Annotated in this window: 21 protein-coding genes; 13 read left to right on the forward strand and 8 right to left on the reverse strand. The window is 72.5% G+C overall.

Annotation, left to right across the window (positions count from 1 at the left end):
- Window positions 1-14 precede the first annotated feature (14 nt).
- From WJM95_RS29250 to rhaI, 3 genes are all read right to left on the reverse strand, one after another.
- Window positions 15-1460, reverse strand: coding sequence for a rhamnulokinase family protein (locus WJM95_RS29250; protein ID WP_339133111.1), 1446 nt, complete (start codon window positions 1458-1460; stop codon window positions 15-17).
- On the reverse strand, window positions 1457-3496 hold the full coding sequence (locus WJM95_RS29255) for a bifunctional aldolase/short-chain dehydrogenase (protein WP_339133113.1): 2040 nt from the start codon (window positions 3494-3496) through the stop codon (window positions 1457-1459). The genes WJM95_RS29250 and WJM95_RS29255 overlap by 4 nt, the downstream gene beginning before the upstream one ends.
- A 271-nt stretch (window positions 3497-3767) precedes the next feature.
- Entirely contained in the window at window positions 3768-4928 is a 1161-nt protein-coding gene (gene rhaI, locus WJM95_RS29260; RefSeq protein ID WP_339133114.1) for an L-rhamnose isomerase, read from the reverse strand.
- A gap of 271 nt (window positions 4929-5199) precedes the next feature.
- Here rhaI and WJM95_RS29265 point away from each other — a divergent pair, with 271 nt between their 5' ends.
- The 9 genes from WJM95_RS29265 to sigJ all read left to right on the forward strand — a co-directional run bounded on the left by WJM95_RS29265 (window position 5200) and on the right by sigJ (window position 15018).
- The gene (locus WJM95_RS29265; RefSeq protein WP_339133115.1) at window positions 5200-6717 is read left to right on the forward strand and encodes a sugar ABC transporter ATP-binding protein; all 1518 of its coding nucleotides are present in this window, start codon (window positions 5200-5202) and stop codon (window positions 6715-6717) included.
- A gap of 138 nt (window positions 6718-6855) precedes the next feature.
- Entirely contained in the window at window positions 6856-7896 is a 1041-nt protein-coding gene (locus tag WJM95_RS29270; protein WP_339133117.1) for an ABC transporter permease, read from the forward strand.
- Entirely contained in the window at window positions 7889-8890 is a 1002-nt protein-coding gene (locus WJM95_RS29275; protein ID WP_339133119.1) for an ABC transporter permease, read from the forward strand. The genes WJM95_RS29270 and WJM95_RS29275 overlap by 8 nt, the downstream gene beginning before the upstream one ends.
- 95 nt (window positions 8891-8985) lie before the next feature.
- A complete protein-coding gene (gene rhaS / locus WJM95_RS29280; RefSeq protein WP_339133121.1) occupies window positions 8986-10074 on the forward strand; it encodes a rhamnose ABC transporter substrate-binding protein in 1089 nt (362 codons plus the stop codon).
- Between the two features lie 65 nt (window positions 10075-10139).
- Entirely contained in the window at window positions 10140-10460 is a 321-nt protein-coding gene (locus WJM95_RS29285) for an L-rhamnose mutarotase (protein WP_339133123.1), read from the forward strand.
- Window positions 10461-10682: 222 nt separating this feature from the next.
- Complete coding sequence (locus WJM95_RS29290; RefSeq protein ID WP_339133125.1) at window positions 10683-11708, forward strand: LacI family DNA-binding transcriptional regulator; 1026 nt, start codon at window positions 10683-10685, stop codon at window positions 11706-11708.
- 133 nt (window positions 11709-11841) lie between these two features.
- Window positions 11842-13143: an alpha/beta fold hydrolase gene (locus tag WJM95_RS29295; RefSeq protein WP_339133127.1), complete on the forward strand. Its 1302-nt coding sequence runs from the start codon at window positions 11842-11844 to the stop codon at window positions 13141-13143.
- An 85-nt stretch (window positions 13144-13228) separates the two neighbouring features.
- The gene (locus tag WJM95_RS29300; RefSeq protein ID WP_339133129.1) at window positions 13229-14062 is read left to right on the forward strand and encodes an enoyl-CoA hydratase/isomerase family protein; all 834 of its coding nucleotides are present in this window, start codon (window positions 13229-13231) and stop codon (window positions 14060-14062) included.
- Between the two features lie 50 nt (window positions 14063-14112).
- The gene (gene sigJ, locus WJM95_RS29305; protein ID WP_339133131.1) at window positions 14113-15018 is read left to right on the forward strand and encodes an RNA polymerase sigma factor SigJ; all 906 of its coding nucleotides are present in this window, start codon (window positions 14113-14115) and stop codon (window positions 15016-15018) included.
- Window positions 15019-15036: 18 nt separating this feature from the next.
- On the opposite strand, the gene WJM95_RS29310 is transcribed toward sigJ, so the two are convergent.
- Entirely contained in the window at window positions 15037-16020 is a 984-nt protein-coding gene (locus WJM95_RS29310) for an SDR family oxidoreductase (RefSeq protein ID WP_339133133.1), read from the reverse strand.
- A 124-nt stretch (window positions 16021-16144) separates the two neighbouring features.
- Here WJM95_RS29310 and WJM95_RS29315 point away from each other — a divergent pair, with 124 nt between their 5' ends.
- Window positions 16145-16990: a pentapeptide repeat-containing protein gene (locus WJM95_RS29315; protein ID WP_339133135.1), complete on the forward strand. Its 846-nt coding sequence runs from the start codon at window positions 16145-16147 to the stop codon at window positions 16988-16990.
- A gap of 45 nt (window positions 16991-17035) precedes the next feature.
- On the opposite strand, the gene WJM95_RS29320 is transcribed toward WJM95_RS29315, so the two are convergent.
- On the reverse strand, window positions 17036-18520 hold the full coding sequence (locus WJM95_RS29320; protein ID WP_339133137.1) for a cytochrome P450: 1485 nt from the start codon (window positions 18518-18520) through the stop codon (window positions 17036-17038).
- A 108-nt stretch (window positions 18521-18628) separates the two neighbouring features.
- Here WJM95_RS29320 and WJM95_RS29325 point away from each other — a divergent pair, with 108 nt between their 5' ends.
- A complete protein-coding gene (locus WJM95_RS29325; protein WP_339133139.1) occupies window positions 18629-19237 on the forward strand; it encodes a TetR/AcrR family transcriptional regulator in 609 nt (202 codons plus the stop codon).
- 80 nt (window positions 19238-19317) lie between these two features.
- Complete coding sequence (locus tag WJM95_RS29330) at window positions 19318-20046, forward strand: DUF2470 domain-containing protein (RefSeq protein WP_339133141.1); 729 nt, start codon at window positions 19318-19320, stop codon at window positions 20044-20046.
- On the opposite strand, the gene WJM95_RS29335 is transcribed toward WJM95_RS29330, so the two are convergent.
- Together WJM95_RS29335 and WJM95_RS29340 are read right to left on the reverse strand one after the other, a co-directional pair.
- Complete coding sequence (locus WJM95_RS29335; RefSeq protein WP_339133143.1) at window positions 20014-21258, reverse strand: lactonase family protein; 1245 nt, start codon at window positions 21256-21258, stop codon at window positions 20014-20016. The genes WJM95_RS29330 and WJM95_RS29335 overlap by 33 nt on opposite strands.
- 145 nt (window positions 21259-21403) lie before the next feature.
- Window positions 21404-22633, reverse strand: coding sequence for an aromatic acid exporter family protein (locus WJM95_RS29340; protein WP_339133145.1), 1230 nt, complete (start codon window positions 22631-22633; stop codon window positions 21404-21406).
- Window positions 22634-22752: 119 nt separating this feature from the next.
- Here WJM95_RS29340 and WJM95_RS29345 point away from each other — a divergent pair, with 119 nt between their 5' ends.
- The gene (locus tag WJM95_RS29345) at window positions 22753-23358 is read left to right on the forward strand and encodes a TIGR03086 family metal-binding protein (RefSeq protein ID WP_339133147.1); all 606 of its coding nucleotides are present in this window, start codon (window positions 22753-22755) and stop codon (window positions 23356-23358) included.
- Window positions 23359-23532: 174 nt separating this feature from the next.
- On the opposite strand, the gene WJM95_RS29350 is transcribed toward WJM95_RS29345, so the two are convergent.
- Complete coding sequence (locus tag WJM95_RS29350; RefSeq protein WP_339133149.1) at window positions 23533-24027, reverse strand: FBP domain-containing protein; 495 nt, start codon at window positions 24025-24027, stop codon at window positions 23533-23535.
- Window positions 24028-24119: the final 92 nt, after the last annotated feature.

Genomic DNA, 24119 nt, shown 5'->3' on the forward strand with positions numbered 1-24119 from the left:
GCCCCGCCGCAGCCTCACGGTCTGCCGAGCCGTGCCTCCGCCGCGCGCCACGCCGCCGTGTCGCCGCGCGGCTCGTAGCGGCGGAGCGGCTGGGTGCGCGCGACCAGCAGGCGCATGTCGGCACGGTCGCCGACCAGTCCGTCCGCCCGGGCCTGGACGAGGACGTTGCCGAGCGCGGCCGCCTCCGCCGGACCCGCTACGACCGGCAGTCCGCAGGCGTCGGCGGTCAGCCGGCACAGCAGTTCGTTGCGGGTGCCGCCGCCGACGAGGTGCACGACGTCGACCGGATGGCCGGCCAGCGCCTGTGCCTGCTCGACGGCCCGGTGGTGCGCGAGCGCGAGGGAGTCCAGGATGCAGCGGGTGATCTCCGCACGGGACTCCGGCACCGGCTGCCCCGTGGCGCGGCAGGCGTCCGCGATCCGCGCCGGCATCCGGCCCGGCGCCAGGAACACCGCGTCCCCCGCGTCCACGACGGACCGCAGCGGCGCCACCTCGGCGGCGGCCGCGAGGAGTTGACCCAGATCGGGGTCGCCCCACTCCCGTACGCACTCCTGGAGCAGCCACAGGCCCATGATGTTGCGGAGATAGCGGACCGTGCCGTCCAGGCCCAGTTCGTTGGTGAAGTTGGCGGCCCGGCTCGCCTCGCCGAGGACGGGAGCCTCCAGCTCCAGGCCCGCCAGGGACCAGGTGCCGGTGCAGATGTAGGCGAACCGCTCCCCGGTCGCGGGAACGGCGGCCACCGCGGACGCCGTGTCGTGCGAACCGACCGCCGTCACCCGCACCGGGCCGGACAACCCGGTCTCCTCCAGCACCCGCGGCAGCAGGGTTCCGGCCCGGTCGCCGGGACGGCGCAGCGGCGGGAACAGGCCCAGGTCGATCCCGAGCCGCTCCGCGAGGCCGTACGACCAGTCGCGGGTCCTCGGATCGATCAGCTGCGTGGTGGAGGCGTTGGTCAGCTCGGTGCCCAACTCGCCCGTGAGCCAGTACGCCAGCAGGTCCGGGATGAGCAACAAGTGCTTTGCGGAAGCGAGTTGGGTCGATGCGCGGGCGGCGACGAGCTGGTACAGGGTGTTGAAGGGCGCGTACTGGAGTCCTGTGGCCGCGTACAGCTCGGCCGCGGGCACACTCGCCCACACCTTCTCCGCGACGCCCTCGGTGCGGGCGTCGCGGTAGTGCACCGGGTTGCCGAGCAGCGTTCCGTCGGCGTCCAGCAGTCCGTAGTCCACCGCCCAGCTGTCGACGCCGACGGAGTCGACCGGCCCCGCCGCGCGCAGTCCGTCGAGGACCCCCGCGTACAGCCCGAGGACGTCCCAGCGCAGTCCCTCGGGGACGCGGACCGGCCGGTTCGGGAAGCGGTGCGCCTCGGTCAGGCCGAGGGTGTCCGGCCCGACGCGGCCGACCATGACGCGCCCGCTGGACGCGCCGAGGTCGACGGCGGCGTACGTCTTGCGGGCCGTCATCGCAGGAACGCGGCGGCCACGCCGGCGTCCACCGGGATGTGCAGACCCGTCGTGTGCGTCAAGTCCCCGCCGGTCAGGGCGAATACGGCGCTCGCGACATGCTCGGGCAGCACCTCGCGCTTGAGGATGGTCCGCTGGGCGTAGAACTCGCCGAGCTTCTCCTCCTCGATGCCGTACGTCGCCGCCCGCTGCGCGCCCCAGCCGCCCGCGAAGATGCCCGAGCCGCGCACGACACCGTCCGGGTTGACGCCGTTGACCCGGATGCCGTGGGCGCCCAACTCGGCTGCCAGAAGGCGTACTTGGTGCGCCTGGTCGGCCTTGGTCGCGGAGTAGGCGATGTTGTTCGGACCCGCGAAGACCGCGTTCTTGGACGCGATGTAGACGATGTCGCCGCCCAGCCCCTGCGCGATCATGACCCGGGCCGCCTCGCGCGAGACGAGGAAGGAACCGCGCGCCATGATGTCGTGCTGGAGGTCCCAGTCCTTCGCGGTGGTCTCCAGGAGCGGTTTGGAGATGGAGATGCCCGCGTTGTTGACCACCAGGTCGACACCGCCGAAGGCCAGTGCCGCGGACGTGAAGGCCTCGGCGATCTGTTCCTCGGAGGTGACGTCCATACCCACGGCGACGGCCTGGTCGGGACCGCCGAGCTCGGCGGCGACCCGTTCGGCGCCCTCGATGTTCAGGTCGGCGATCACGACGCACGCGCCCTCGGCCACCAGCCGTTCCGCGACGGCCCGGCCGATGCCGCTGCCCCCGCCGGTGACCAGGGCGACCCGGGTGGCGAGCGGCTTGGGCGCGGGCATCCGCCGGAGCTTGGCCTCCTCCAGGGCCCAGTACTCGATACGGAACTTCTCCGACTCCTCGATGGGCGCGTACGCCGACACGGCCTCGGCGCCCCGCATCACGTTGATCGCGTTGACGTAGAACTCGCCCGCCACCCGGGCCGTCTGCTTGTCCTTGCCGAAGGAGAACATGCCGACCCCGGGGACCAGCACGATCGCCGGGTCGGCGCCGCGCATCGCGGGGGAGTCGGGCAGCGCGTGCCGCTCGTAGTAGGCCGCGTACTCGGCGCGGTACCCGGCGTGCAGCTCGGCGAGCCGGGCTACCGCCTCGTCGAGGGGGGCGGCCGGCGGAAGGTCGAGGACGAGCGGCCTGACCTTGGTGCGCAGGAAGTGGTCGGGGCACGAGGTGCCGAGGGCCGCGAGGCGCCCGTGCTCGGCGCGGGAGAGGAAGTCGAGCACCTCGTCGGAGTCGGTGAAGTGGCCGACCTGCGGGCGGTCCTGGGAGGCGACGGCCCGGATGTGAGGGGCCAGCGCGGCGGCCCGCTCACGGCGTTCCCGCGGGGCGAGGGCCTCGTACCCCTCGACGACCGGCCCGAACGGTTCCGCCTTCCCGCGCTCGGCGAGGAAGGCCTCGGCGGTGCGGATGACGTACAGCGAGTTGCGCTCGCACTCCTCGGCGGTGGCGCCCCACGCGGTGATGCCGTGGCCGCCCAGGACGCAGCCGACGGCCTGCGGGTTGGCCTCCTTGACCGCCGCGATGTCCAGTCCCAGCTGGAACCCGGGCCGGCGCCAGGGAACCCACACGACCCGGTCGCCGAAGCACTCGGCGGTCAGCTTCTCCCCGTCGGCCGCGCAGGCGAGCGCGATCCCCGAGTCCGGGTGCAGATGGTCGACGTGCGGGGCGTCGACCAGACCGTGCATCGCCGTGTCGATCGACGGCGCGGCGCCGCCCTTGCCGTGCAGGCAGTAGTCGAACGCGGCGACCATCTCGTCCTCGCGCTCGACGCCCGGGTACACCTCGGTCATCGCGCGCAACCGGTCGAGTCGCAGCACCGCGAGTCCGGCCTCGGTGAGGGTGCCGAGGTCTCCACCCGACCCCTTCACCCACATCAGCTCCACGTCGCCGCCGGTCACGGGGTCGGTGCCGGTGCCCTTCGCGGACGTGTTGCCGCCCGCGTAGTTGGTGTTGCGAGGATCGCCGCCGAGCCGCCGCGACCGCGCCAACAGAGCCTCGGCTTCGGGATGGGGTGCCATGTTCCGGGTCCTTTGAGAGAGGGGGAGGAGAAGCGCCCGTCAGGGGCGCGGGGAACTGCGCGACCAGCCCCGACGAGCCGGGCCCCCGGCGAAGCACCGATCGGGCAGACGCGAGGCGGCCTGGCCTAAGAGGGAGGTCACGGACAGCGCCCGTCAGGGGCGCGAGGAACTGCGCGACCAGCCCCGACGAGCCGCGCGCCCGGCGAACCACCGATCGGGGCAGACGCGCCGCCGGGTCGGCCGGCCCGGGAAACCCGGCCGGACAAGGGGCCTAGGCCCCCCACCCCGCCTGCTCACCCCCCACCCGCTCCGCGGCAATCCGCTCAGCCCAGCCGGACCGGCGATACGCGGCCACGGGATCGGGGTCGAGCCCCAGCTCGGTGCGGACCTCCGCGAGCAGCGGCCGCACGTCCGTGTTGTACGCGTCCATCAGCACGGCGTTCGCGGCCAGTACGTCCCCGCTCCGCTGTGCCTCGGCGAGCGCGGCGCCGTCGACGAGGAGCGCCTTGGCGGTGGCCTCCTGCACGTTCATCACCGACCGGATGATCGCCGGGATCTTCGCCTCGATGTTGTGGCACTGGTCGAGCATGAAGGCGACGTCCGGGGTGAAGCCGCCGCCGCGGATCACCTCGTACATGATCCGGAACAGCTGGAAGGGGTCGGCGGCGCCCACCATCAGGTCGTCGTCGGCGTAGAACCGCGAGTTGAAGTCGAACGCGCCGAGCTTGTTCTCGCGCAGCAGCGTGGCGACGATGAACTCGATGTTGGTGCCGGGAGCGTGGTGGCCGGTGTCGACCACGACCTGCGCCTTGGGGCCGAGCTTGAGGCAGTGCGCGTACGCCGTGCCCCAGTCGGGGACGTCCGTGGCGTAGAAGGCGGGCTCGAAGAACTTGTACTCGAGCAGCATCCGCTGGCCGTCGCCGAGGCGCGCGTAGACCTGCGCCAGCGCCTCCGCGAGCCGGTCCTGACGGGCGCGCAGGTCGTCCTGGCCGGGATAGTTCGTCCCGTCGGCGAACCACAGCTTCAGGTCCCTCGAACCCGTCGCGTCCATGATGTCGACGCATTCGAGGAGGTGGCCGACGGCCTTGCGGCGCACGGCCGCGTCCGGGTGGCAGACGGAGCCGAGCCGGTAGTCGTCGTCCTGGAAGGTGTTGGAGTTGATCGCGCCCAGCCTCAGCCCGCGCTCCTCGGCGTGCTTGGCGAGCGCCGCGTAGTCGTCGGTCCTGTCCCAGGGGATGTGCAGGGCGACGGTCGGGGCCGCGCCGGTGAACTCGTGCACCTTGGCCGCGTCGTCCAGCTTCTCCTGAGGCGTCCTCGGCACTCCCGGTTGCGCGAACACCTTGAACCGGGTGCCCGAGTTCCCGTACGCCCACGACGGCGTCTCGACGGCCTGGGTCTTGAGCGCGGCCTTCACCGCGGCGAGGTCGGTCACTTCGGGACTCCTACGACTTCGGATGCGACAGCTTCCTGACACGGATCGCTCTGAAACGATTCAGCAGCGAAGTTATGAGCCCCCCGAAGGGCTGTCAACCCCTCCGGCGCGGGTCGATCACCGTGACCCTCTTGTGACGCACGGACGTCCAAGAATTTCGACGCGAACCCATTGACGCGACCTGGGTGGCATGCCTAACGTCCCGGCAATCCAATTGAAACCTTTCACGACGCTGTGGGGCCGTCCCGCCGGCGTTGTCGAGGAGCCCCTCATGACCCACCCGTCCGACACGGGACCGGCCCCGGTGCTGGCGCTGAAGGACATCTCGAAGTCCTTCGGCGCCGTGCGCGCCCTGCGGGACGTGTCCCTGGAACTGTTCCCCGGCGAGGTGCACGCGCTCGCCGGAGAGAACGGCGCGGGCAAGTCGACCCTCATCAAGACGCTCGCCGGCGTGCACCGACCGGACGCCGGCCAGGTGCTGCTGGACGGCGAACCCACCGTCTTCCACGGCCCCGCCGACGCCCGCGACGCGGGCATCGCGGTGATCTACCAGGAGCCGACCCTCTTCCCCGACCTGTCCATCGCCGAGAACATCTTCATGGGCCGTCAGCCCCGGCGCGCCCTTCGCCGCATCGACCACAAGGCCACCCACGCCGCGACCGCGGCCCTCATGAAGCGCCTCGGCGTAGAACTCGACCCCGAGCGCCCGGCGCGCGGACTGTCCATCGCCGACCAGCAGATCGTGGAGATCGCCAAGGCCCTCTCCTTCGACGCCCGCGTCCTGATCATGGACGAGCCGACCGCCGCCCTCACCGGAAGCGAGGTGGCCCGGCTGTTCGGCGTGGTCCGGGCCCTGCGCGAGCAGGGCTCCGCGGTGCTGTTCATCTCGCACCGGCTGGAGGAGATCTTCCGGATCTGCGGGCGCGTCACGACCCTGCGCGACGGGGCCCTCATCTCCAGCGAGCCGCTGGAGGGCATGACGGAGGACGACCTGGTACGCCGGATGGTCGGCCGCGATCTCGACGAGCTCTATCCCAAGCAGCACGTCGAGGCGGGCGAAGTCGCCCTCAGCGTGCGCCGGCTGACCCGGGAGGGCGTCTTCACCGACGTCTCCTTCGACGTCCGGCGCGGCGAGATCGTCGGACTCGCCGGGCTCGTCGGCGCCGGCCGCACCGAGGTCGCGCGGTCGGTGTTCGGCGTGGACCGCTGGGATGCCGGCGAGGTCGAGATCGACGGCCGCCCGCTGACGAACGGGGCCCCGTCCACGGCCATGGCCGCCGGGCTCGCCCTCGTCCCCGAGGACCGGCGCGCCCAGGGCCTGGTGATGGGCATGTCCATCGAGCGCAACATCGGTCTGACCGGGCTGCGTTCGACGGTCAGGGCGGGCCTGATGGACCGAGGGGCCGAACGCAGCCGCTCCCTCGACTGGGCGGTCAGGCTCCAGGTGAAGTACGCCCGGATCGCCGACACCGTCGCCACGCTCTCCGGCGGCAACCAGCAGAAGGTCGTCCTCGCCAAATGGCTGGCCACCGGCCCCAAGGTGCTGATCGTCGACGAGCCCACCCGGGGCATCGACGTCGGTACGAAGGCCGAAGTGCACCGGCTGCTCAGCGAGTTGGCCGCCGATGGCGTGGCCGTCCTGATGATCTCCTCGGATCTCCCCGAGATCCTCGGCATGGCCGACCGCGTGCTCGTGATGCACGAGGGCCGGCTCACCGCCGAGATACCGCGCTCCGAAGCCACCGAGGAGTCCGTGATGGCCGCCGCCACCGGGAGGGCCGCCGCATGACATCCGCAGAGAGGGCCGCCCGTACGGCAGTTGCCGAGAGGGCTCCCCGCGTGACCTCGCTCATCCCCCGGAGGGCCGCCGCATGACAGCCGTCGAGAGGGCCGCCCGAATGACCCCGACCTCCCGGAGGGCCGCCGCATGACGGTCACCGCGCCCACCCCCGCCCCCGCCACCGAGGTGCCCAGGTCCAGCGGCGCCCGGCTCGTGGACCGCGTCTTCAAGATGCGCGAACTCGCCATCCTGGCCGTCTTCCTGGTGATGATCGCCGTCACCCAGCTGGGCAACAGCGAGTTCCTGTCCGAACAGGGCGTCAAGGACCTGCTGCTGAACGCGACCATCCTCGTGCTGGTCGCCACCGGCCAGTCCCTCGTCGTCATCACCCGCAACGTCGACCTGTCGGTCGGCTCGACCCTCGGCATCAGCGCCTTCGCGGCCGGTACGTACCTCCAGGGCGGCGGCAACCCCGTCGTCGCGGTCCTCCTCGCGGTGCTGCTCGGCATCGGGTGCGGACTGGTCAACGGCATGCTCGTCAGCCTCGGCCAGGTGCCCGCCCTCGTCGTCACCCTCGGCACGCTCTACATCATCCGCGGCGTCGACTCCATCTGGGTCGGCTCCCGGCAGATCACGGCGGCCGATCTCCCCGGCGGCTTCGTCGACTTCGGCTCCGGCGGCATCTCGGCCGTCCCGTATCTCGCGCTGATCGCCCTGGCCGTCCTGGTGGTCGCCGCGTACTACCTCAAGCACTTCGGCAGCGGCCGCGAGCTGTACGCGCTCGGCTCCAACCCGGAGGCCGCGCGGCTCGCCGGCATCCCGGTCCGCAAGCGCATCCTCACCGCGTACGTCGTCTGCGGCGGCCTCGCGGGACTCGCGGGCGCCCTCTACCTCGCCCGGTTCGGCAACGTCGACTCCGGCACCGGCACCGGCTACGAACTCACCGTCGTCAGCGCGGTCGTGGTCGGCGGCGTCGTCTTCACCGGCGGCTCGGGCAGCGTCTACGGAGCCGCCCTCGGCGCCCTGCTGCTCACCTCCGTCAACAGCGTCCTGCCCGCCCTCGGTGTCAGCTCCGTCTGGGTGCTCGCCATCAACGGCGTCCTGCTCATCCTCGCCATCGCGGTCGACCGGATCGTCGCGCTGCGCGTGGCCTCCGCACTGAAGAAGAGGAACGCCCGCCATGGCTGACTCCGCTCTCGCGCGCGCCGTCCGCTGGGACACGGTCGTCGGCGCCCTCCTCATCGTCCTGCTGCTTTTCTCCTTCTCCTTCGTGGACGGCTTCGGCAACGCCCTCAACCTGTCGTTCCTGATCGGCAACACCCTGCCGATCGCGCTGATCGCCCTGCCCATGACCCTGCTCGTGGTCGCCGGCGAGATCGACCTGTCCGTGGCCTCCACGGCCGGGCTCTCCGGGTCGGTGATGGGCGCCCTGTGGAACCAGGGCATGGCGATCGAGACGATCATCCCGCTCTGTCTCGTGCTCGGCGTGGTGTGCGGGCTCGTCAACGGCCTGCTGGTGACCCGGCTCGGCCTGCCCTCCCTCGCCGTCACCATCGGCACGCTCGCCGCCTACCGGGGCATCGCGCAGATCGTGCTCGGCTCCGACGCCGTCACCGACTTCCCCACCCAGTACCAGGACTTCGCGGCCGGACGCATCGGGGACACGTTCGTGCCCCAGGCCCTCCCGGTCTTCCTGGTGCTGCTCGCCGTCGCCGTGGTCGTCCTGCACGCCACCCCCTTCGGGAGGTCGGCGTTCGCGATCGGCGCCAACGAGGAGGCCGCCCGCTTCGCCGGTGTCCGGGTCAAGCGGCAGAAGCTGATCCTGTTCGTCGCGACCGGCCTCATGGCCTCCCTGACCGGCGTGTTCTGGGCGCTGCACTACGCCAGCGCCCGCTACGACAACGCCACCGGGCTCGAACTGTCCGTCGTGGCCGCCGTCCTGCTCGGCGGGATCGACTTCGACGGCGGCAGGGGCACGCTCGGCGGCGCGATCGGGGGAGTCTTCCTGCTCGGCTCGCTCCAGAACGTGATGAGCCTGCTCAACGTCTCCGCGCAGTCGCAGATCGTCGTCACCGGCGTCCTGCTCGTCGTCTCCGTGCTCGGCCCCCGGGTCGGGCGCCAGATCTCCGTGGCGCGGGCGGGCCGCAGAGCCGCCGCCCCGACCCCGGCCCCGATTCCGTAACCCCGCCCGGCCCGGCCCCGTACCCGTCGTCCCGGCCGGCTCGGCCCCGTACTCGTCACCCCGGTCCGCTCACCGTCGCAAAGGAACCCTCAGCCATGCGCACAACATCGATCCGCCGTACCTGCGCGGCGCTCGCCGCCGTCACCTCCCTCGCCCTGGCCGTCACGGCCTGCGGCGGCACCACCAAGAACGACGTCAAGGACTCGGGCGGCTCCGGCGCAGCCGCCGCCGGTGCCACGGCGGACCCGAACGCGGCCACGAAGAAGGGCCTCACGGTCGGTTTCCTGCCCAAGGCGGTCAACAACCCGTACTTCACCTCCTCGGACAAGGGCGGCGAGAAGGCGCTGACGGAACTGGGCTCGAAGTACAAGGAGGTGGGCACCAACAGCGCCACCGACACGAGCGGCCAGGTGAGTTACGTCAACACGCTCACCCAGCAGCAGGTCGACGCGATCGCGGTCTCCGCCCAGGACCCGGGTGCCCTGTGCACCGCGCTCAAGCAGGCCATGACCAACAAGATCAAGGTCGTCACCTACGACTCCGACACCAAGACCGACTGCCGCGACGCCTTCGTCTCGCAGGCGAGCGCGGAGGACCTGGGCCGCACCGAGGTGCAGCTGCTCGCCCAGCAGATCGGCTACAAGGGCGAGATCGCGATCCTGTCCGCCGCGCAGACCGCGACGAACCAGAACACCTGGATCGACTACATGAAGGACGAGCTGAAGGATCCCAAGTACAAGGACGTGAAGCTGGTCAAGGTCGCCTACGGCAACGACGAGGCCCAGCAGTCCTTCCAGCAGACGCAGGGCCTGCTCCAGGAGCACCCGAACCTGAAGGGGATCATCTCCCCGACCACCGTCGGCATCAAGGCGGCCGCCCAGTACCTGTCCGGCTCCAAGTACAAGGGCAAGGTCAAGCTGACCGGCCTCGGCACCCCCAACGACATGCGCAAGTACGTCAAGAACGGCACGGTCGAGGCCTTCGAGCTGTGGGACCCGGCCAAGCTGGGCGAGCTGGCCGCCCGCACGGCCGTCGCGCTCGCCTCGGGGCAGATCACCGGCAAGGAGGGCGAGACCTTCAAGGCCGGCGGCATGGGCTCGTTCACGATCGGCAAGGACGGCGTGATCAGCCTCGGCAAGCCGACCGTGTTCAACGCGAAGAACATCGACCAGTTCGACTTCTGACGGTGTGCCGGGCCGGTGCTCCCGCCACCGCGCCGGCCCGGCTCCCAGGCCCCGGAGGGTCATCGATGCAACGGGTGTGCTTTCTGCTGAAGGTCCGTGCGGACCGCCTCGACGCGTACCGCGAGCGGCACGCCGCCGTGTGGCCCGAGATGCTGGACGCGCTCTCGGCCACCGGCTGGCACAACTACTCGCTCTTTCTGCGCGAGGACGGACTGCTGGTCGGCTATCTGGAGACCGAGGACTTCACGGCCGCTCGGGCCGCCATGGAGGCCACCGACGTCAACGCCCGCTGGCAGGAGGAGATGGCGCCGTACTTCACCGCACTGGACGGCGCCAGGCCCGACGAGGCGATGACACCCCTCACCGAGGTGTTCCACCTCGCCTGACCGCTCCACCCGCCCGGAACGATTCGAGGAGCCGTACATGAGACCGCGCCGCAATGACGACGGACCCTGCCCGGTGCCGTGGGGAGACGTCCGCCGGGACCACTCCTCCGGCCCCGGACGTCATCGTTCTCCGGCTGCCCGCACGACCACCGGTTCCGGCGCCCTCGCGGGTAATCTGAGGGCCGGCCTGCCGCTTCTCGTTCTCCTGGAGGTTCCCGCCTGATGGCCCAGTCGGTGGGTATCAAGGACGTCGCCCGTGCCGCCGGAGTCTCCGTCGGCACGGTCTCGAACGTGATCAACCGCCCGGACTCGGTGGCCTCCGAGACCAGGGCGCGCGTCCAGTCCGCCATCGACCGGCTCGGCTACGTGCGCAGCGAGTCGGCCCGCCAGCTGCGGGCCGGGCGCAGCCGGATCATGGGTCTTCTCGTGCTCGACATGGGCAACCCGTTCTTCGTGGACGTCGCGCGCGGCGCCGAGCGCGCCGCGCGGGAGACCGGACTCGGGGTGATGGTCTGCAACAGCGCGCAGTCCCCGAGCGAGGAGGCCGACTATCTGTCGCTCTTCGCCGAGCAGCGGGTGCGCGGGGTGCTGCTGACCCCGTCGGACGCGAGCGGGCGCAACATCGAGGCGTTCCGCCGCAACGGCATCCCCTTCGTCCTGGTCGACCGGGTCGCCGAGGGCACCACCGAGTGCTCGGTCTCGGTCGACGACGTGGCAGGCGGCGCGCTCGCCGTGCGGCACCTCGTGGACGCCGGACACCGTTCCATCGCGTACGTCAGCGGACCGCCCGGGCTCAGCCAGGTGAGGGACCGCCGTACGGGCGCGCTGAACGCCCTGCGCGAGGCGGGCCTGGGCCCGGAGCGGCTGCGCGAGCTGCCCACCGAGCGGCTGGACGTGGCCGCCGGACGCGACGCCGGAGCCCGGCTCCTGGGCCTCGCCGAACGGCCCACCGCCGTCTTCTGCGCCAACGACCTGCTCGCCCTCGGCGTCCTCCAGGCCATGTACGCGGCCGGGGTCGGCGTGCCCGACGACCTCGCGATCGTCGGCTACGACGACATCGAGTTCGCCGCGGCGGCGGTCGTCCCGCTCACCTCCGTGCGCCAGCCGGCGGTGACCATGGGCGCCCTCGCGGCCGAGCTGCTGCTTGAGGAGATCGACGCGGAGACCGCGCCCGTGCCGCACGAGCACCGGCGGGTCGTGCTCCAGCCGGAGCTGGTGGTGCGCCACTCGAGCCTGGCGGCGCGCTGACCAGCGGTTCAGTTCCCCGTCACCGGACTGCTGAGTCACTGTTCAGTTCATTTTCCCGGTCCCCGGGCCGCGGAGCCCGGCCGACATGTGCTCAACTGGGACAGCCTGGAATCCGTACGTCTCGGGAGACCTGTTGACCGTCAGCTACCGCCAGCCCGGTGTCGTCCTCACCGACCACCGCTTCACCGTGCCTCTGGACCACGACCGGCCCGCGGGCGAGAGCATCGAACTGTTCGCCCGCGAGGTCGTCGCGAGCGACAAGGCGCACCGGAACCTGCCCTGGATGGTCTATCTCCAGGGCGGCCCCGGCTTCGGGGCGAATCGTTTCGTCGGCCGTCAGGCCTGGCTCGACCGAGCCCTGGAGGACTTCCGTGTGCTGCTGCTCGACCAGCGCGGCACCGGCCATTCCACCCCCGCCAACCGGCAGACGCTGCCGCTGCGCGGCGGCCCCCGCGAGCAGGCCGAGTACCTCGCGCACTTCCGCGCCGACTCCATCGTCCGGGACTGCGAGGCCATCAGGCCCGGGCTGACCGGCGGCGCGCCCTGGACGGTGCTCGGCCAGAGCTTCGGCGGCTTCTGCACCGTGCGCTACCTCTCCAGCGCCCCCGAGGGACTGAGCGCCGCCGTCGTCACCGGCGGTCTGCCCTCCCTCGACGGACACGCGGACGACGTCTACCGCGCCGCCTACCCGCGCATCGAGCGCAAGGTCGCCGCGCACTACGCCCGCTACCCGCAGGACGTCGAGCGCGCCCGCCGGATCGCGGAGTACCTGCTCCAGCACGAGCCCGTGCTCAGCGGCGGCTACCGCCTGACCGCCGAGGCCTTCCAGTCGCTCGGCATCCTGCTCGGCGGCAGCGACGGCAGCCACCGTCTGCACTTCCTGCTGGAGGACGCCTTCGTCCGCACCCCGCAGGGCCCCGCCCTCTCCGACGCGTTCCAGGAGGAGGTCCAGGCGCTGCTGTCGTACGCGGGCCACCCCCTGTACGCGCTGGTCCACGAGGCCATCTACGCCCAGGGCGGCCGCCCCACCGACTGGTCCGCCGAACGCGTACGCGCCGAGTTCCCCCAGTTCGACGCGGCCAAGACCCTCGCGGACGACGGGCCCCTGCTCTTCACCGGCGAGTCCGTGCACCCCTGGATGTTCGAGACCGACCCGGCCCTGCGCCCGCTGCGCGACACCGCCGAGGAACTGGCCGCCCGCACCGACTGGGCGCCGCTGTACGACCCGGCCCGCCTCGCCGCGAACGAGGTGCCCGTCGCGGCGGCCGTCTACCACGACGACATGTACGTCGACGCGGACCACGCGCTGCGCACCGCCCGCGCCATCCGGGGCCTGCGCACCTGGGTGACCGACGAGTTCGAGCACGACGGGGTACGGGCCGGCGGCCCGCGCGTGCTGGACCGGCTGCTGGCGCTCACGCGCGACGACGTCTGAGCCGCCGGCGCTTCCCGCCTCTCTTCGCCATCATCCGTTCTCCTCTAGGATTCTGACGGCCTGTCAGGATCCTGAGGGGGCACGGATGATCGACACCACCCGCACGGACATTCCCAAGGGCGAGGAGCGGCTCCGCCTCGACGTGGAGGACGGCGTCGCCGTCCTCACCCTGTGCCGGCCGGCGAAGCTCAACGCCTGGAGCTGGGAGTCCACCCGCCAACTCGGCCTGTTCGCCGACCGGATCCGCTTCGACCCCGCGGTCCGCGCGGTGCTGCTGCGGGCCGAGGGCCGCGCCTTCTGCGCGGGGATCGACGTGAGCGCCCCGGGCGGAGCCATCACCGGCCGCTCGGGTTCCGAGCGGGCCCGCGCCTACTACGAGGGCATCCGCTGGGCCCATGAGCGCTTCGCCGCCTTCGCACGGCTGCCGCAGCCCGTCGTCGCGGCGGTCCAGGGCTACTGCCTCGGCTTCGGCTTCGAGCTCGCCCTGATGGCGGACATCAGGATCGCCGCACGCGACGCCCTGTTCGCCCTGCCCGAGGCCCAGTTGGGGCTCGCCGTGGACGCGGGCGGAGATCTGCGGATCGCCCGCGAGGCAGGCGCGGGGTGGGCGAAGTACCTGGCGCTGACCGGAAGAAGGCTGGACGCGCCGACGGCCGAACGCCTCCACCTCGTCCAACTCCTCGCGGAGGAGGGCGAGCTGGACGCCACGGCCCGGACCGTCGCCGCCGAGATCGCGGCGAACGCGCCGCTCGCGGTCCAGGGCGTCAAGCACGGCATCGACGCCTACGCCGAGACCCCCGTGACCGCGGCACTCGACCGGAGCGCCCTGTCCGCCGCGCTCACCCTCACCTCCGACGACGCGGCGGAGGGATACGCGGCCAGGGGCGCCCGGCGCGCGCCCCGCTTCGAGGGGAAGTGACCCACGTGTTTTGATCGGTCACTGCCGCGTACGACGAGACAGGGGGAGCGATGTCCGACAGTGAACTGCTCGCGAAGGAGTTCGAGGAGCACCGGGGCCGGCTGCGAGCGGTGGCGTACCGGATGCTCGGATCGCTGAGCGAGGCGGACGACGCCGTCCAGGAGACATGGCTCAAGCTCGGCCGCACCGACGCCGGTGAGATCAAGAACCTGGGCGGCTGGCTGACCACTGTGACCGGCCGGGTGTGCCTGGACATGCTGCGCTCCCGCGCCGCGCGCAGGGAGGACCCGCTGGAACCCTCGGGCACCTTCGTCCCCGACCCCGTGGTCAGCCCCCTGGACCGCATCGACCCCGAACAGGAGGTCCTGCTGGCCGACTCGGTCGGGCTCGCCCTCCTCGTCGTCCTGGAGACCCTGGAACCGGCCGAGCGGCTCGCGTTCGTGCTGCACGACATGTTCGCGGTGCCCTTCGACGACATCGCGCCCGTCGTCGGCCGCAACGCGGCCGCCACCCGTCAGCTCGCCAGCCGGGCCCGCCGCCGGGTCAAGGGAGCCGCGCCCGAGCCCGAGCGGGACGTCGTGCGGCAGCGTGAGGTCCTCGGCGCCTTCCTCGCGGCCTCGCGCGACGGGGACTTCGAGGCGCTCGTCACCGTCCTCGATCCCGATGTCGTCCTGCGCGCCGACGCGGGCGACCTGGTCGGCGGCGTGACCGTGTCCAAGCTGGTGCGCGGCGCCGAGGCGGTGGCCCGGCAGGCGCTCGCCTTCCGCCGGTTCGCGGCGAGTTCGCGGCTCGTCCGGGTCAACGGGGAGCTGGGGGTCGTCGCGATCGTGGACGGCAGGCCGCGGTCCGTCATGGGTGTCTCGATCGCCGACGGCAGGATCGTCGCCCTGTTCATCCTGGCCGACCCCGAACGGCTCGCCCGCCTCGATCTCGCGGGGGAGCGGCCGGGAGAGTGACGGACTGAGGAGCGACGGTCAGCCGGTGAAGGGACCACGCCCCAGCTGGTCCCGCACCGGCGTGACCGGCGGCGCGACCAGATCCCTGCGCTGCCAGTTGGCGCCGTCCACCACCAGGGTGTGACCGGTGATGAAACGGGCGTAGGGGGAGGCCAGGAACGTGGCGGCCCAGCCGAGTTCACGGGGCGCGCCGACGCGCAGGGCGGGCTGCCGCCGGTCCAGCGCGCCGCGCCCCCAGCCGCCCTCGCCTCCGCCGCCGCCCTCCGAGCCCTCCCCGGCCCGCGCGGTCCCGCCGTTCCCGGTACGCCCGCTGTCCGTCGCACCGGGTGCGGTGGAGGCCCGGGTCAGATTGCCTCGGATGGCGTCCGTCATGTCCTCGTGCGGCATCAGCCCCGGCACCAGTGCGTTGACCTGGATGCCGTACGGCCCCCACTCGACGGCCAGGGTCCGCACCAGGCTCTCCACGCCCGCCTTGGCCGCCGCGCTGTGCGCGAAACCGGGACCGCCGGTCCAGGCGTAGGACGCGCCGACGTCGATGACCGAGCCCGGCGTACCCGCCGCCAGATGCCTGCGGCCGAACTCACGGGTCATCAGAAACGTGCCCGTGAGCGTGATGTCGACGACCGCCTGCCAGGCGTTGGGGGACATGTCCTCCGTGGGGACGGGGAAGTTGGCGGCCGCGTTGTTGACCAGGACGTCGGGCAGCGCGCATCCGTCGAACACCTCGGAGATCCGCTTCGGATCCCGGACGTCGCAGACGGCGGAGTCGACCCGGGTGCCCAGCCCCGCCAACTCCGCCCGGGCGCGCGAGAGATGACGTTCGCGGCGGCTGACGATCAGAAGGTCGGCGCCCAGCCGGGCGAACTCCGCCGCGATCGCCTTCCCGAGTCCCGTGCCGCCGCCCGTGACGAGCACGAGCGAGCCGTCGTACGTCCCGGGAGGCAGGGCGCTCGCGCCCAGCGGGGGAGGAGTGGGGAGACCGGGGAACGCGGTGTCGTCCATGGCGGAGTCGATACCCGGTGTGACGTGAAACATCCGGAGCGCGAGCCCGCCGGTCGCCGCGCCGCGGGCAAGCCGTCAAGTCGGCCCAGTTCAGCGGGCCTGCGAGGTCGGTAGGCTGGAGGACATGCCAGAAGAAGTCAGCACATCCCCGGGCCCTCGTGACGAACTGCGCGCCGACTGCGGTCAGTGCTTCGGGCTGTGCTGCGTCGCCCTGCCCTTCTCCCGCTCGGCCGACTTCGCGATCGACAAGGCCGCGGGCGAACCCTGCCCGAACCTGCGCGGCGACTCCCGGTGCGGCATCCACACCCGGCTGCGGCAGAAGGGGTTCACGGGCTGCACGGTCTACGACTGCTTCGGCGCGGGGCAGCACGTCTCCCAGGTGACCTTCCACGGCGTGGACTGGCGCTCGGGGTCCGAGGAGCAGGCCCGGCTGATGTTCGACGTGTTCCCCGTCGTACGCCATCTCCACGAAATGCTCTGGTACTTGAACGAGGCACTCACGCTCCCCGCCGCCCGTCCGGTGCACGCGGACGTCCGGCGTCTGCTCTCGGCGACCGAGCGTCTCGCCGGGGGGACCCCGCAGGAGCTGGCCGCGCTGGACGTGGGCGCGCACCGGCAGAAGACCGGCGAACTGCTGCTGAAGGTCAGTGAACTCGTCCGGGCGGGGACCGGAGCCGGCAGGAGGAAGGACCGGCGCGGCGCCGATCTGATGGGTGCCCGGCTCAAGGGCGCCGACCTGCGCGGCGCGAGTCTGCGCGGAGCCCTGCTCATCGCGGCCGACCTCACCGGGGCCGACCTGCGCTGTGCCGATCTGCTCGGCGCCGACCTCCGGGACACCGACCTCACCGACGCCGATCTCACCGGGGCCCTCTTCCTCACGCAGCCACAGCTCGACGCGGCCCGCGGCGGCGCCGGCACCCGGCTCCCGGACTCGGTCGGCCGCCCCGGCCACTGGACCGACCGGAACTGAGCGGGCCCCTGGAGAACTCGGGCCCGGCGGCCCGGGGGCCCTGTCTCACTCGGCCGCGCGGGCCAGGTCCGCCTCCCGCCCCGCTTCCACGGGCGTGCGCCGATCGAGGTGCAGGCGCAGCCCCTCCGGCATCAGCGTCAGCCGCTCGGCCACCCGCAGCCGGTAGCCGGGGTCGGGCCGCAGGTCGTAGCGGCGCAGCAGCAGGCCGAGGACCAGGGTCGCCTCGTGCAGCGCGAACTGGCGGCCGATACAGGCGCGCGCCCCGGTGCCGAACGGCTTGAAGGTGTGCGCGGGCCTGGCCCGTACCGCCTTCGCGTCGAAGCGGTCCGGGTCGAACTCCTCCGCGTCTGCGCCCCAGACCTGCGGGTCGCGGTGCAGCATCGGGGTCAGGACCAGCGCCCAAGCGCCCCGGCGCATCGGATGGACACCGCCGAGCACGGTGTCCTGCCGGGCCTCGCGCGCGAACGCCGGTGCCGTCGGCCACAGCCGCAGCGACTCGTCCAGGACCCGCCGTACGTAGCGGAGCCGGGCGACCTGCTCGTAGCCCGGCCGCTCCGTGCCGCCCCAGACCCGTTCGACCTCGGCCCGCGCGCGGGCGGCGGCCTGCGGGTGCCGGGCGAGGTAGTGCAGGGCGAAGGACAGGGCGCCCGAGGTGGTCTCGTGGCCGGCGATCAGGAAGGTGATGACCTGGCGGCGGATGTTCTCCGGGGTCAGCCGCTCCCCGGTGGCGGGGTGGGCCGTCTCCAGCATCCGGTCGAGCAGGTCGCCGCCACCGCCGCCCCCGGCACGGCGGGAGGCCACCACGGCGTCGACCGTGCGGTTGAGGTAAGCCATGTCCGCCGCGTTGCGCCGGGATGCGCCCCGCAGCAGGAACGGCGCCAGCGGGACCGGGACGACGTTGAGGCGCTGCGCGTAGGTCAGCGTGCCCACCATCGCGTCCACGAAGGGGTGCGGCCGGGAGCGCTCGAAGGAGGCGAAGTCATGGCCGAAGCCGGTCCTGGCGATGGTCTCCAGCGTCAGCTTCGTCATGTCGCCCGGCACGTCCACCGCGCGGCCCGCCGCCTGTTCCCGGTCCCAGTGGTCCGTCAGCCGCTCGGTCACGGCCAGCATCATCGGGTGGTAGCCCTCCATGGCCTCGCGGCTGAACCCGGGGGCCAGCACGTCGTGCGCCAACTGCCAGTTGGGCTCGTGGTTGTAGGCGGTGAACAGTCCGTCCCCGGCGACCGGGCGGAGGTTGGCGACCCCAAGGCCCACGTGCTTGGCGAAGCGTGTCTCGTCGGCCAGTTCGGCCGCGAGTCCGGCGCCCCAGACGAAGACGATCTCGTTGCGGAAGGCCCGGCGCCGGAAGATCGGTCCGAGCCTGCGCCCGAACTTCATGGAGTCCTGGAGCGGGGAACGGACGTCGGCGCCGAGCACATCGCCGACCAGGGGGACACGGCGCGGCGGGTGCGGGATGCGGTGCAGCTCGGGCCAGCCCAGTTCCGCGCTGCGGAACCCCTTGGGCCGCGCCCCCTCCTTCGTGTCCGCCATGACGCCATCTCCCTTGTGATCCGGGCCGGTTGAGCCTGTTGTACGCGAGTTCAATAGCGGTTCCCAGTCTGATCCCGTCGCTGAACCCGCGTCAAGTAAGGTGCGGGCATGACGGGGAGGCAGGGGGAACGCGCACGCCGCCGGCTCAGTACCGCGGAGCGCCGGGAGCAGTTGCTGTCGGTCGGCGCCCGCCTGTTCTCGGAGAGCCCGTACGACGACGTCTGGATCGAGCAGGTCGCCGAGATCGCGGGGGTCTCGCGCGGTCTGCTGTACCACTACTTCCCGACGAAGCGGGACTTCTTCGCCGCCGTGGTCGAGCGGGAGAGCGGGCGGATGCTGCGGATGACCGCGGCGGTGCCCGGTGTCCCGGTGCGCGAGCAACTGGGCGCGGGCCTGGACGTCTTCCTCGGGTACGTGCAGGAGCACGCGCACGGATTCCGCGCCTTCCACCGCGCCGACGCGGCCGGCGACCAGGCCGTGCGCCGGGTCTATCAGCAGGCGCTGGCCGCGCAGGAGCGGCAGATCCTCCAGGCCCTGGCCGCGGACCCCGAGCTCGGCCGGTCCGCCGAGGACCGGCCCGAACTCCGCGTCGCCGTACGCGGCTGGCTCGCCTTCACCACGGCCGTGTGCCTGGAGTGGCTCCGGGGCGCCGACCTGACCCGTGACCAGGTGCGGGACCTGTGCGCGCGGGCACTGCTCGGCGCGATCACCGGCTGACATCCCCTCCGGGCGAGGCGTGGTTGGCGTACGGCTCGATCTCCGATAGGTTAGGCAAGCCTTACCTAAGGAGGAAGTCGATGGGTGACCGTCACACCTGGACCGCCGCGCCCGGCGCCGCGGAGCACGCCCGCTCGGTGCTCGCCGCGGCCTGGTCCTGCGCCGTGAGCGCCGAGGGCGGCCGGGAGGAGTTCGTCGGCTCGCACTCCGTCACCGAGGACGGTCGGGTGCTCCTGGACGTGCCCGAGGACAGCGCGCTGTCGGCCGCCGCCCTCTGCTCGCCGCGCGGAGAGCCGTCCGCCGTCCTGGAGTTCGCCGACGTCGCGCCCGTCCCCGTACGGAACCGGATCCGGGCCCGGCTCTGGCTCGCCGGCCGGTTCGTCCCCGAGGACCGGCGGCTGGCGTTCCGCACCACCCGCGCGGTGCTGCGCCGGCCCGGCGGAACCGTGGTGGTCGACCTGGACGAACTGGCCGAGGCCCGCCCCGATCCGCTCGCCCTCGCCGAGGCCCACCTCCTGACCCATCTCGCCGACGCCCACCCGGACGCCGTCGAGCGGCTCACCCGGCTCGTCGAACCGGACAGCCTGCACGGCGCGGTGCGCGTCCAGCCCCTCGCCGTCGACCGCCACGGACTCACCCTGCGCATCGAACGGGCCCGCGGCAACGGCGACGTACGCCTGCCCTTCCACGCGCCCGCCGACGACGTCTCCCAGCTCACGGAGCGCATGCACGTCCTACTCACCCAGGCGGGCCTCGCCGCCTCCTGCCACCGCCCGCTACAGCGGCAGCGCACAGACCGCGAGGGGTGAGGCGAACGGGTCGCCCGTGCGGCGGAGTTCACCGCTGTCCCGGTCGACCTCGAAGACCGTGACCGTGCTCGACCGCTGGTTCGCCGCGAACAGCAGCCGTTCGTCGGGCGAGAACGCGATGTGGCGGGGGAAGTCGCCGCCGGCCGGGACCGTGTCCAGGAGCCGCAGCCGGGCGCCGTCCGCCTCGATCGCGTACCGCGTCAGGCTGTTGTGGCCCCGGTTGGCGAGAAACGCGAACGAGCCGTTCGACGTCACCAGGATCTCGGCCGGATAGTTCGTACCGCCTCCCGTGCCCGTGGACTGCGGCTCGCCCACGGTGAGGCGCCCGGTCGCCGGGTCGTAGCCGCAGACCGTCACCGAGTCGTCCACCTCGTTGGCCAGGTACGCGTACCGGCCGCCGGGGTGGAACGTGAGGTGACGCGGGCCCGCGCCCGGCCTCGTCCGCGCACGGGAGACCTCGGTGAGCGTCCCCCGGGTCTCGTCCAGGCGGTAGGTGTACACCGTGTCGGTGCCCAGGTCGACGGCGAGCAGATGCCCGCCGTCCGGAGCCGTGACGAACTGGTGGGCGTGCGGGCCCTGTTGGCCCGGACCCGGAGCGGGGGAGGTGTGCGTCACCAGATCGGTGCGCTCGCCGGGCGCGCCGGACGCGTCGAGGGGGTGCACCGCGACGCTCCCCGAGCCGTAGTTCGCGCTCAGCAGCCAGCGGCCGCCCGGATGCACGGACAGATGGCAGGGACCCGACCCCCCGGTGGACCGGCTGCCGAGCACCTCGTTCCCCGGGAGCCGGACGGCGGTCACGGCGCCCGGGGCCTGCTCGTCGACCGCGTACAGCGTCCGGCCGTCCGGGTGCACCGCGAGGAACGACGGATTGGCCACGCCCGTCACCACGCCACCGCCGGTGATCGCGCCGGTCGCCGTGTCGTACGTGGCGACACCGATCCCTCCGCCGGAGCCGTCGCCCGAGGTGTACGTGCCCAGGAACAGCGGACGCGGACCGGAGCGCGGAGCCGGGGACGAAGGCGCCGACGCGGACGCCGTGGGGCCGGCCGGGGGCGCCTTCGGGAGCGGGGCCGCGACGGCGGGTCCGCCGGGCCGGGGCGCGGCCGGTGCCGGGACCGTCGCGATCGCGGCGGCCCCCGCCAGCGCGCCGACGAAGCGGCGTCTGCTCAGGCCGCCGCCCGTGCCGCGCGTCGGCCGTGCACCACTGCTCATGCCTGCACCTCGGAGTGTCGGTTGCCTCGGGTGTGACGGCCACCTTGGCGTGCGGCACCCCGGAAGGGCAAGAACGGCACTGCGCGCTGCGCCTCACGCAACGCCGGGAACCGCCGGCCCGTCACGGGGAGCGACGGGAGGCGGCTCAGCGGTTCCGGTTCCGGCGGGGCCGGCGCAGCCGGTTCCGCAGCCGGGTCAGGCGCGGCCGGCGCTCCCGCTGCTCACGGGTGCAGCGGTCCAGCTCCTCGAACAGCCTGCGGGTGCGGTGCTCGGTGTCGAGCTCGTCGATGATGCGGTTGGTCTCGGCCAGGACGGATCCGTGCAGCTGCCACTGGCTCGGGTCGCGCTGGATCTCCTCCAGGAACAGCTGGGCCAGTTTGTCGCGGGTGGCGGCCGCCGTGGCGAGTTCCGCGCTGAGCCGCTCCTCGGCGGACACGGCGTTGCGGGTGACGTCGGTGGTCACCAGCACCGCGAAGCTGACGATCGCGTCGGCGATCTCGGACAGCAGCTCCTGGAGGACGGCCCCGGCCTGTGGTTCGAACAGGGGGCTGGGTTCCCGCTCCTTGGCCAGGTCGGTGAGGCTGCGCGCGAGGACCCGCAGGACCACCGTGCAGATCTCCAGGGTGTCCAGGCCGGTGCGCAGCACGACGCGGTGCATCAGTCCTTCGCGCACCCGCGGGTTGAGCTTCAGACTGTCCTCGGCCTGCCGCAGGGCCGCGTCCACCCCGGCGATGTCGTTGTCGAGCCGGCGGGCCTCGTGCAGCCGCTCGGCCGCCACGTGGAAGGGGGTGTGCGCTGCGGCCCCCTCGCCGACCCGCAGCATCAGCTGCCGCATCCGGCGCGCCAGGTCCTCGATCTGCTCCCCGGCCATGTCGACCCACACGGGTGGTGCGAGCACGAGGTTGCAGGCGAGGCCCACGACCGCGCCGATCAGTGTCTCCAGGACCCGGGCCCAGGCCGTACTGCCCACCCGGGTGACACCGAGGACCAGCATGGCGCTGATCGCCACCTCGGGCACGAACTCGCTGACCCGGACCAGATGCCCCACCGCCAGCGAGGCGAGGATGATCAGCCCGAGACTCCACCAGGTCAGACCCACCAGACTGCTGAATCCGATGGCGATGACGACACCCACCACCACGGAGTTCACCCGCCGGATCGCGGTGGTGATCGTCGAGTACAGGGTGACCTGGACGACCAGCAGCGCGGTCAGGGGAGCGGTCAGCGGGGCGGGCTCGGGGCTGAGATGGATGGCCACCACGTACGCGATCGTCGCGGCGGCCGTCGAACGAAGTGTCTGGACGACCACCGGCTCCCGGCGTCGCTCCACGATCTTCGCGACGGATGCCGTCCACTCACCTCGTGCCTCGTACATCCTTGGGGCCTTCCCGTTTAACACGGGTACCGAACGTGCTGATCGCGGACCCTGTCTGTCCGCAAGGGGTCCTAGATTGAAGGCATCGACTGGGTCGTACCGCATCGAGAGGCACCGGAATGAGCGCAACGAGCAACGTCCAGGGCATCGAACTGCTGACGCTGTCGCACGACCGGCTGCGCGCCGTGGTCGCCGGGGTGCCGGAGAACTCCTGGAGCGCGCCGACGCCGTGCGGCGAGTGGACGGTGGCCCAGGTGCTCAACCACGCCCGGCTCGACCAGCAGGCGTACGGCGCGGCGGTGACCGGCACCGGGTGGCCCGAGTCGGACGCCTTCCACCCGGACGGGACCCTGGAGGCCGGCGTGACGGCGGAGCTCGACAAGGTCCTCGCCCAGGTCGCCGACGCCTACGCGGGGCTGCGCGCGGACGCGGAGGAGGTGGCCACACCGCTCGGGCCGCTGCCCTTCGGTGTGGCCGCCGCCGCGGCCGCCATGGACGCGGGCGTGCACGCCTGGGACATCGCCGTGGCGACCGGCCAGGCGTCCCCCCTCGACGACGAGCTGGCCGGCGGCATCCGGCTCGCGGCGGACCGGCTGGCCGACCACCTGCGCGAGGCGTTCGGCGTGTTCGCCCCCGCGCGCGAGGTGCCCCAGGGTGCCGGCCGGGCCGAGGCGCTGCTCGCCTTCCTGGGCCGCGACCCGCACTGGACGCCCGCCGGATCCTGACGAGCGCCCGGCGCGGGAGTCGCGGCCGAGGAGCGCCTGGCAGGGGAGCCTCGGCCGTGGAGCGCCTGGCACGGGAGCCGCGGCCGACGGGCCCCGGCACACGGGAGCCACGCCCGGCGTCCCGCGCGCAGAGCCGCGGCCGGCATGCCCCGGTCATGGTGCGGCGGTCGTGGTTCAGTCGCGCAGCTTCGCCAGGAAGGAGGACAGTCGGTCGACCGTCCGGGTGATCTGCTCCTGTGTCGTCAGGGTCTCCTCGAAGCGGCTTCCCGCCCGGAGGGGCTTCCTGCCCCGGACGTAGAGGGAGCAGTCGAGGTCGGCGCAGATGTGGAGGCCGACCGAGTTGCCCTCGCGGCCCGCCGCGCCCGCCTTGCGGGCCGTCATCAGCGAGACCCCGTCCCCCGGGTGCGTGGTCAGGCACAGCGAGCACATGCTGCGGTGCTGAGACCCGCGCCGGGAGGACGGGAGGCGCAGGGTGACCCCCATGAGCCCGCCGTCCTGTTCGGACACCAGATAGCTCCGGTCGGGAGACCCCGGATCCCGCCAGCCCAGGAAGTCCAGGTCGTCCCAGGGCCGCTCGTCGAGATCACGCGGTGTCGCGAGCCGCTTCGCCTCGCCCCTGGAGCAGTTGACGAACGAGGTGCGGATGTCCTGCTCGGTGAGCGGTCTCATGGAGCCTCCCGGTGCCGGTGACCAAACCTAGGGGTCCTAGGTTTTGAACGAAGGTACCTAGTCGCGGGATCGGGAGCCAGCGGATTTCCGGG

The organism is Streptomyces sp. f51 (assembly GCF_037940415.1).
GTDB lineage: Bacteria > Actinomycetota > Actinomycetes > Streptomycetales > Streptomycetaceae > Streptomyces.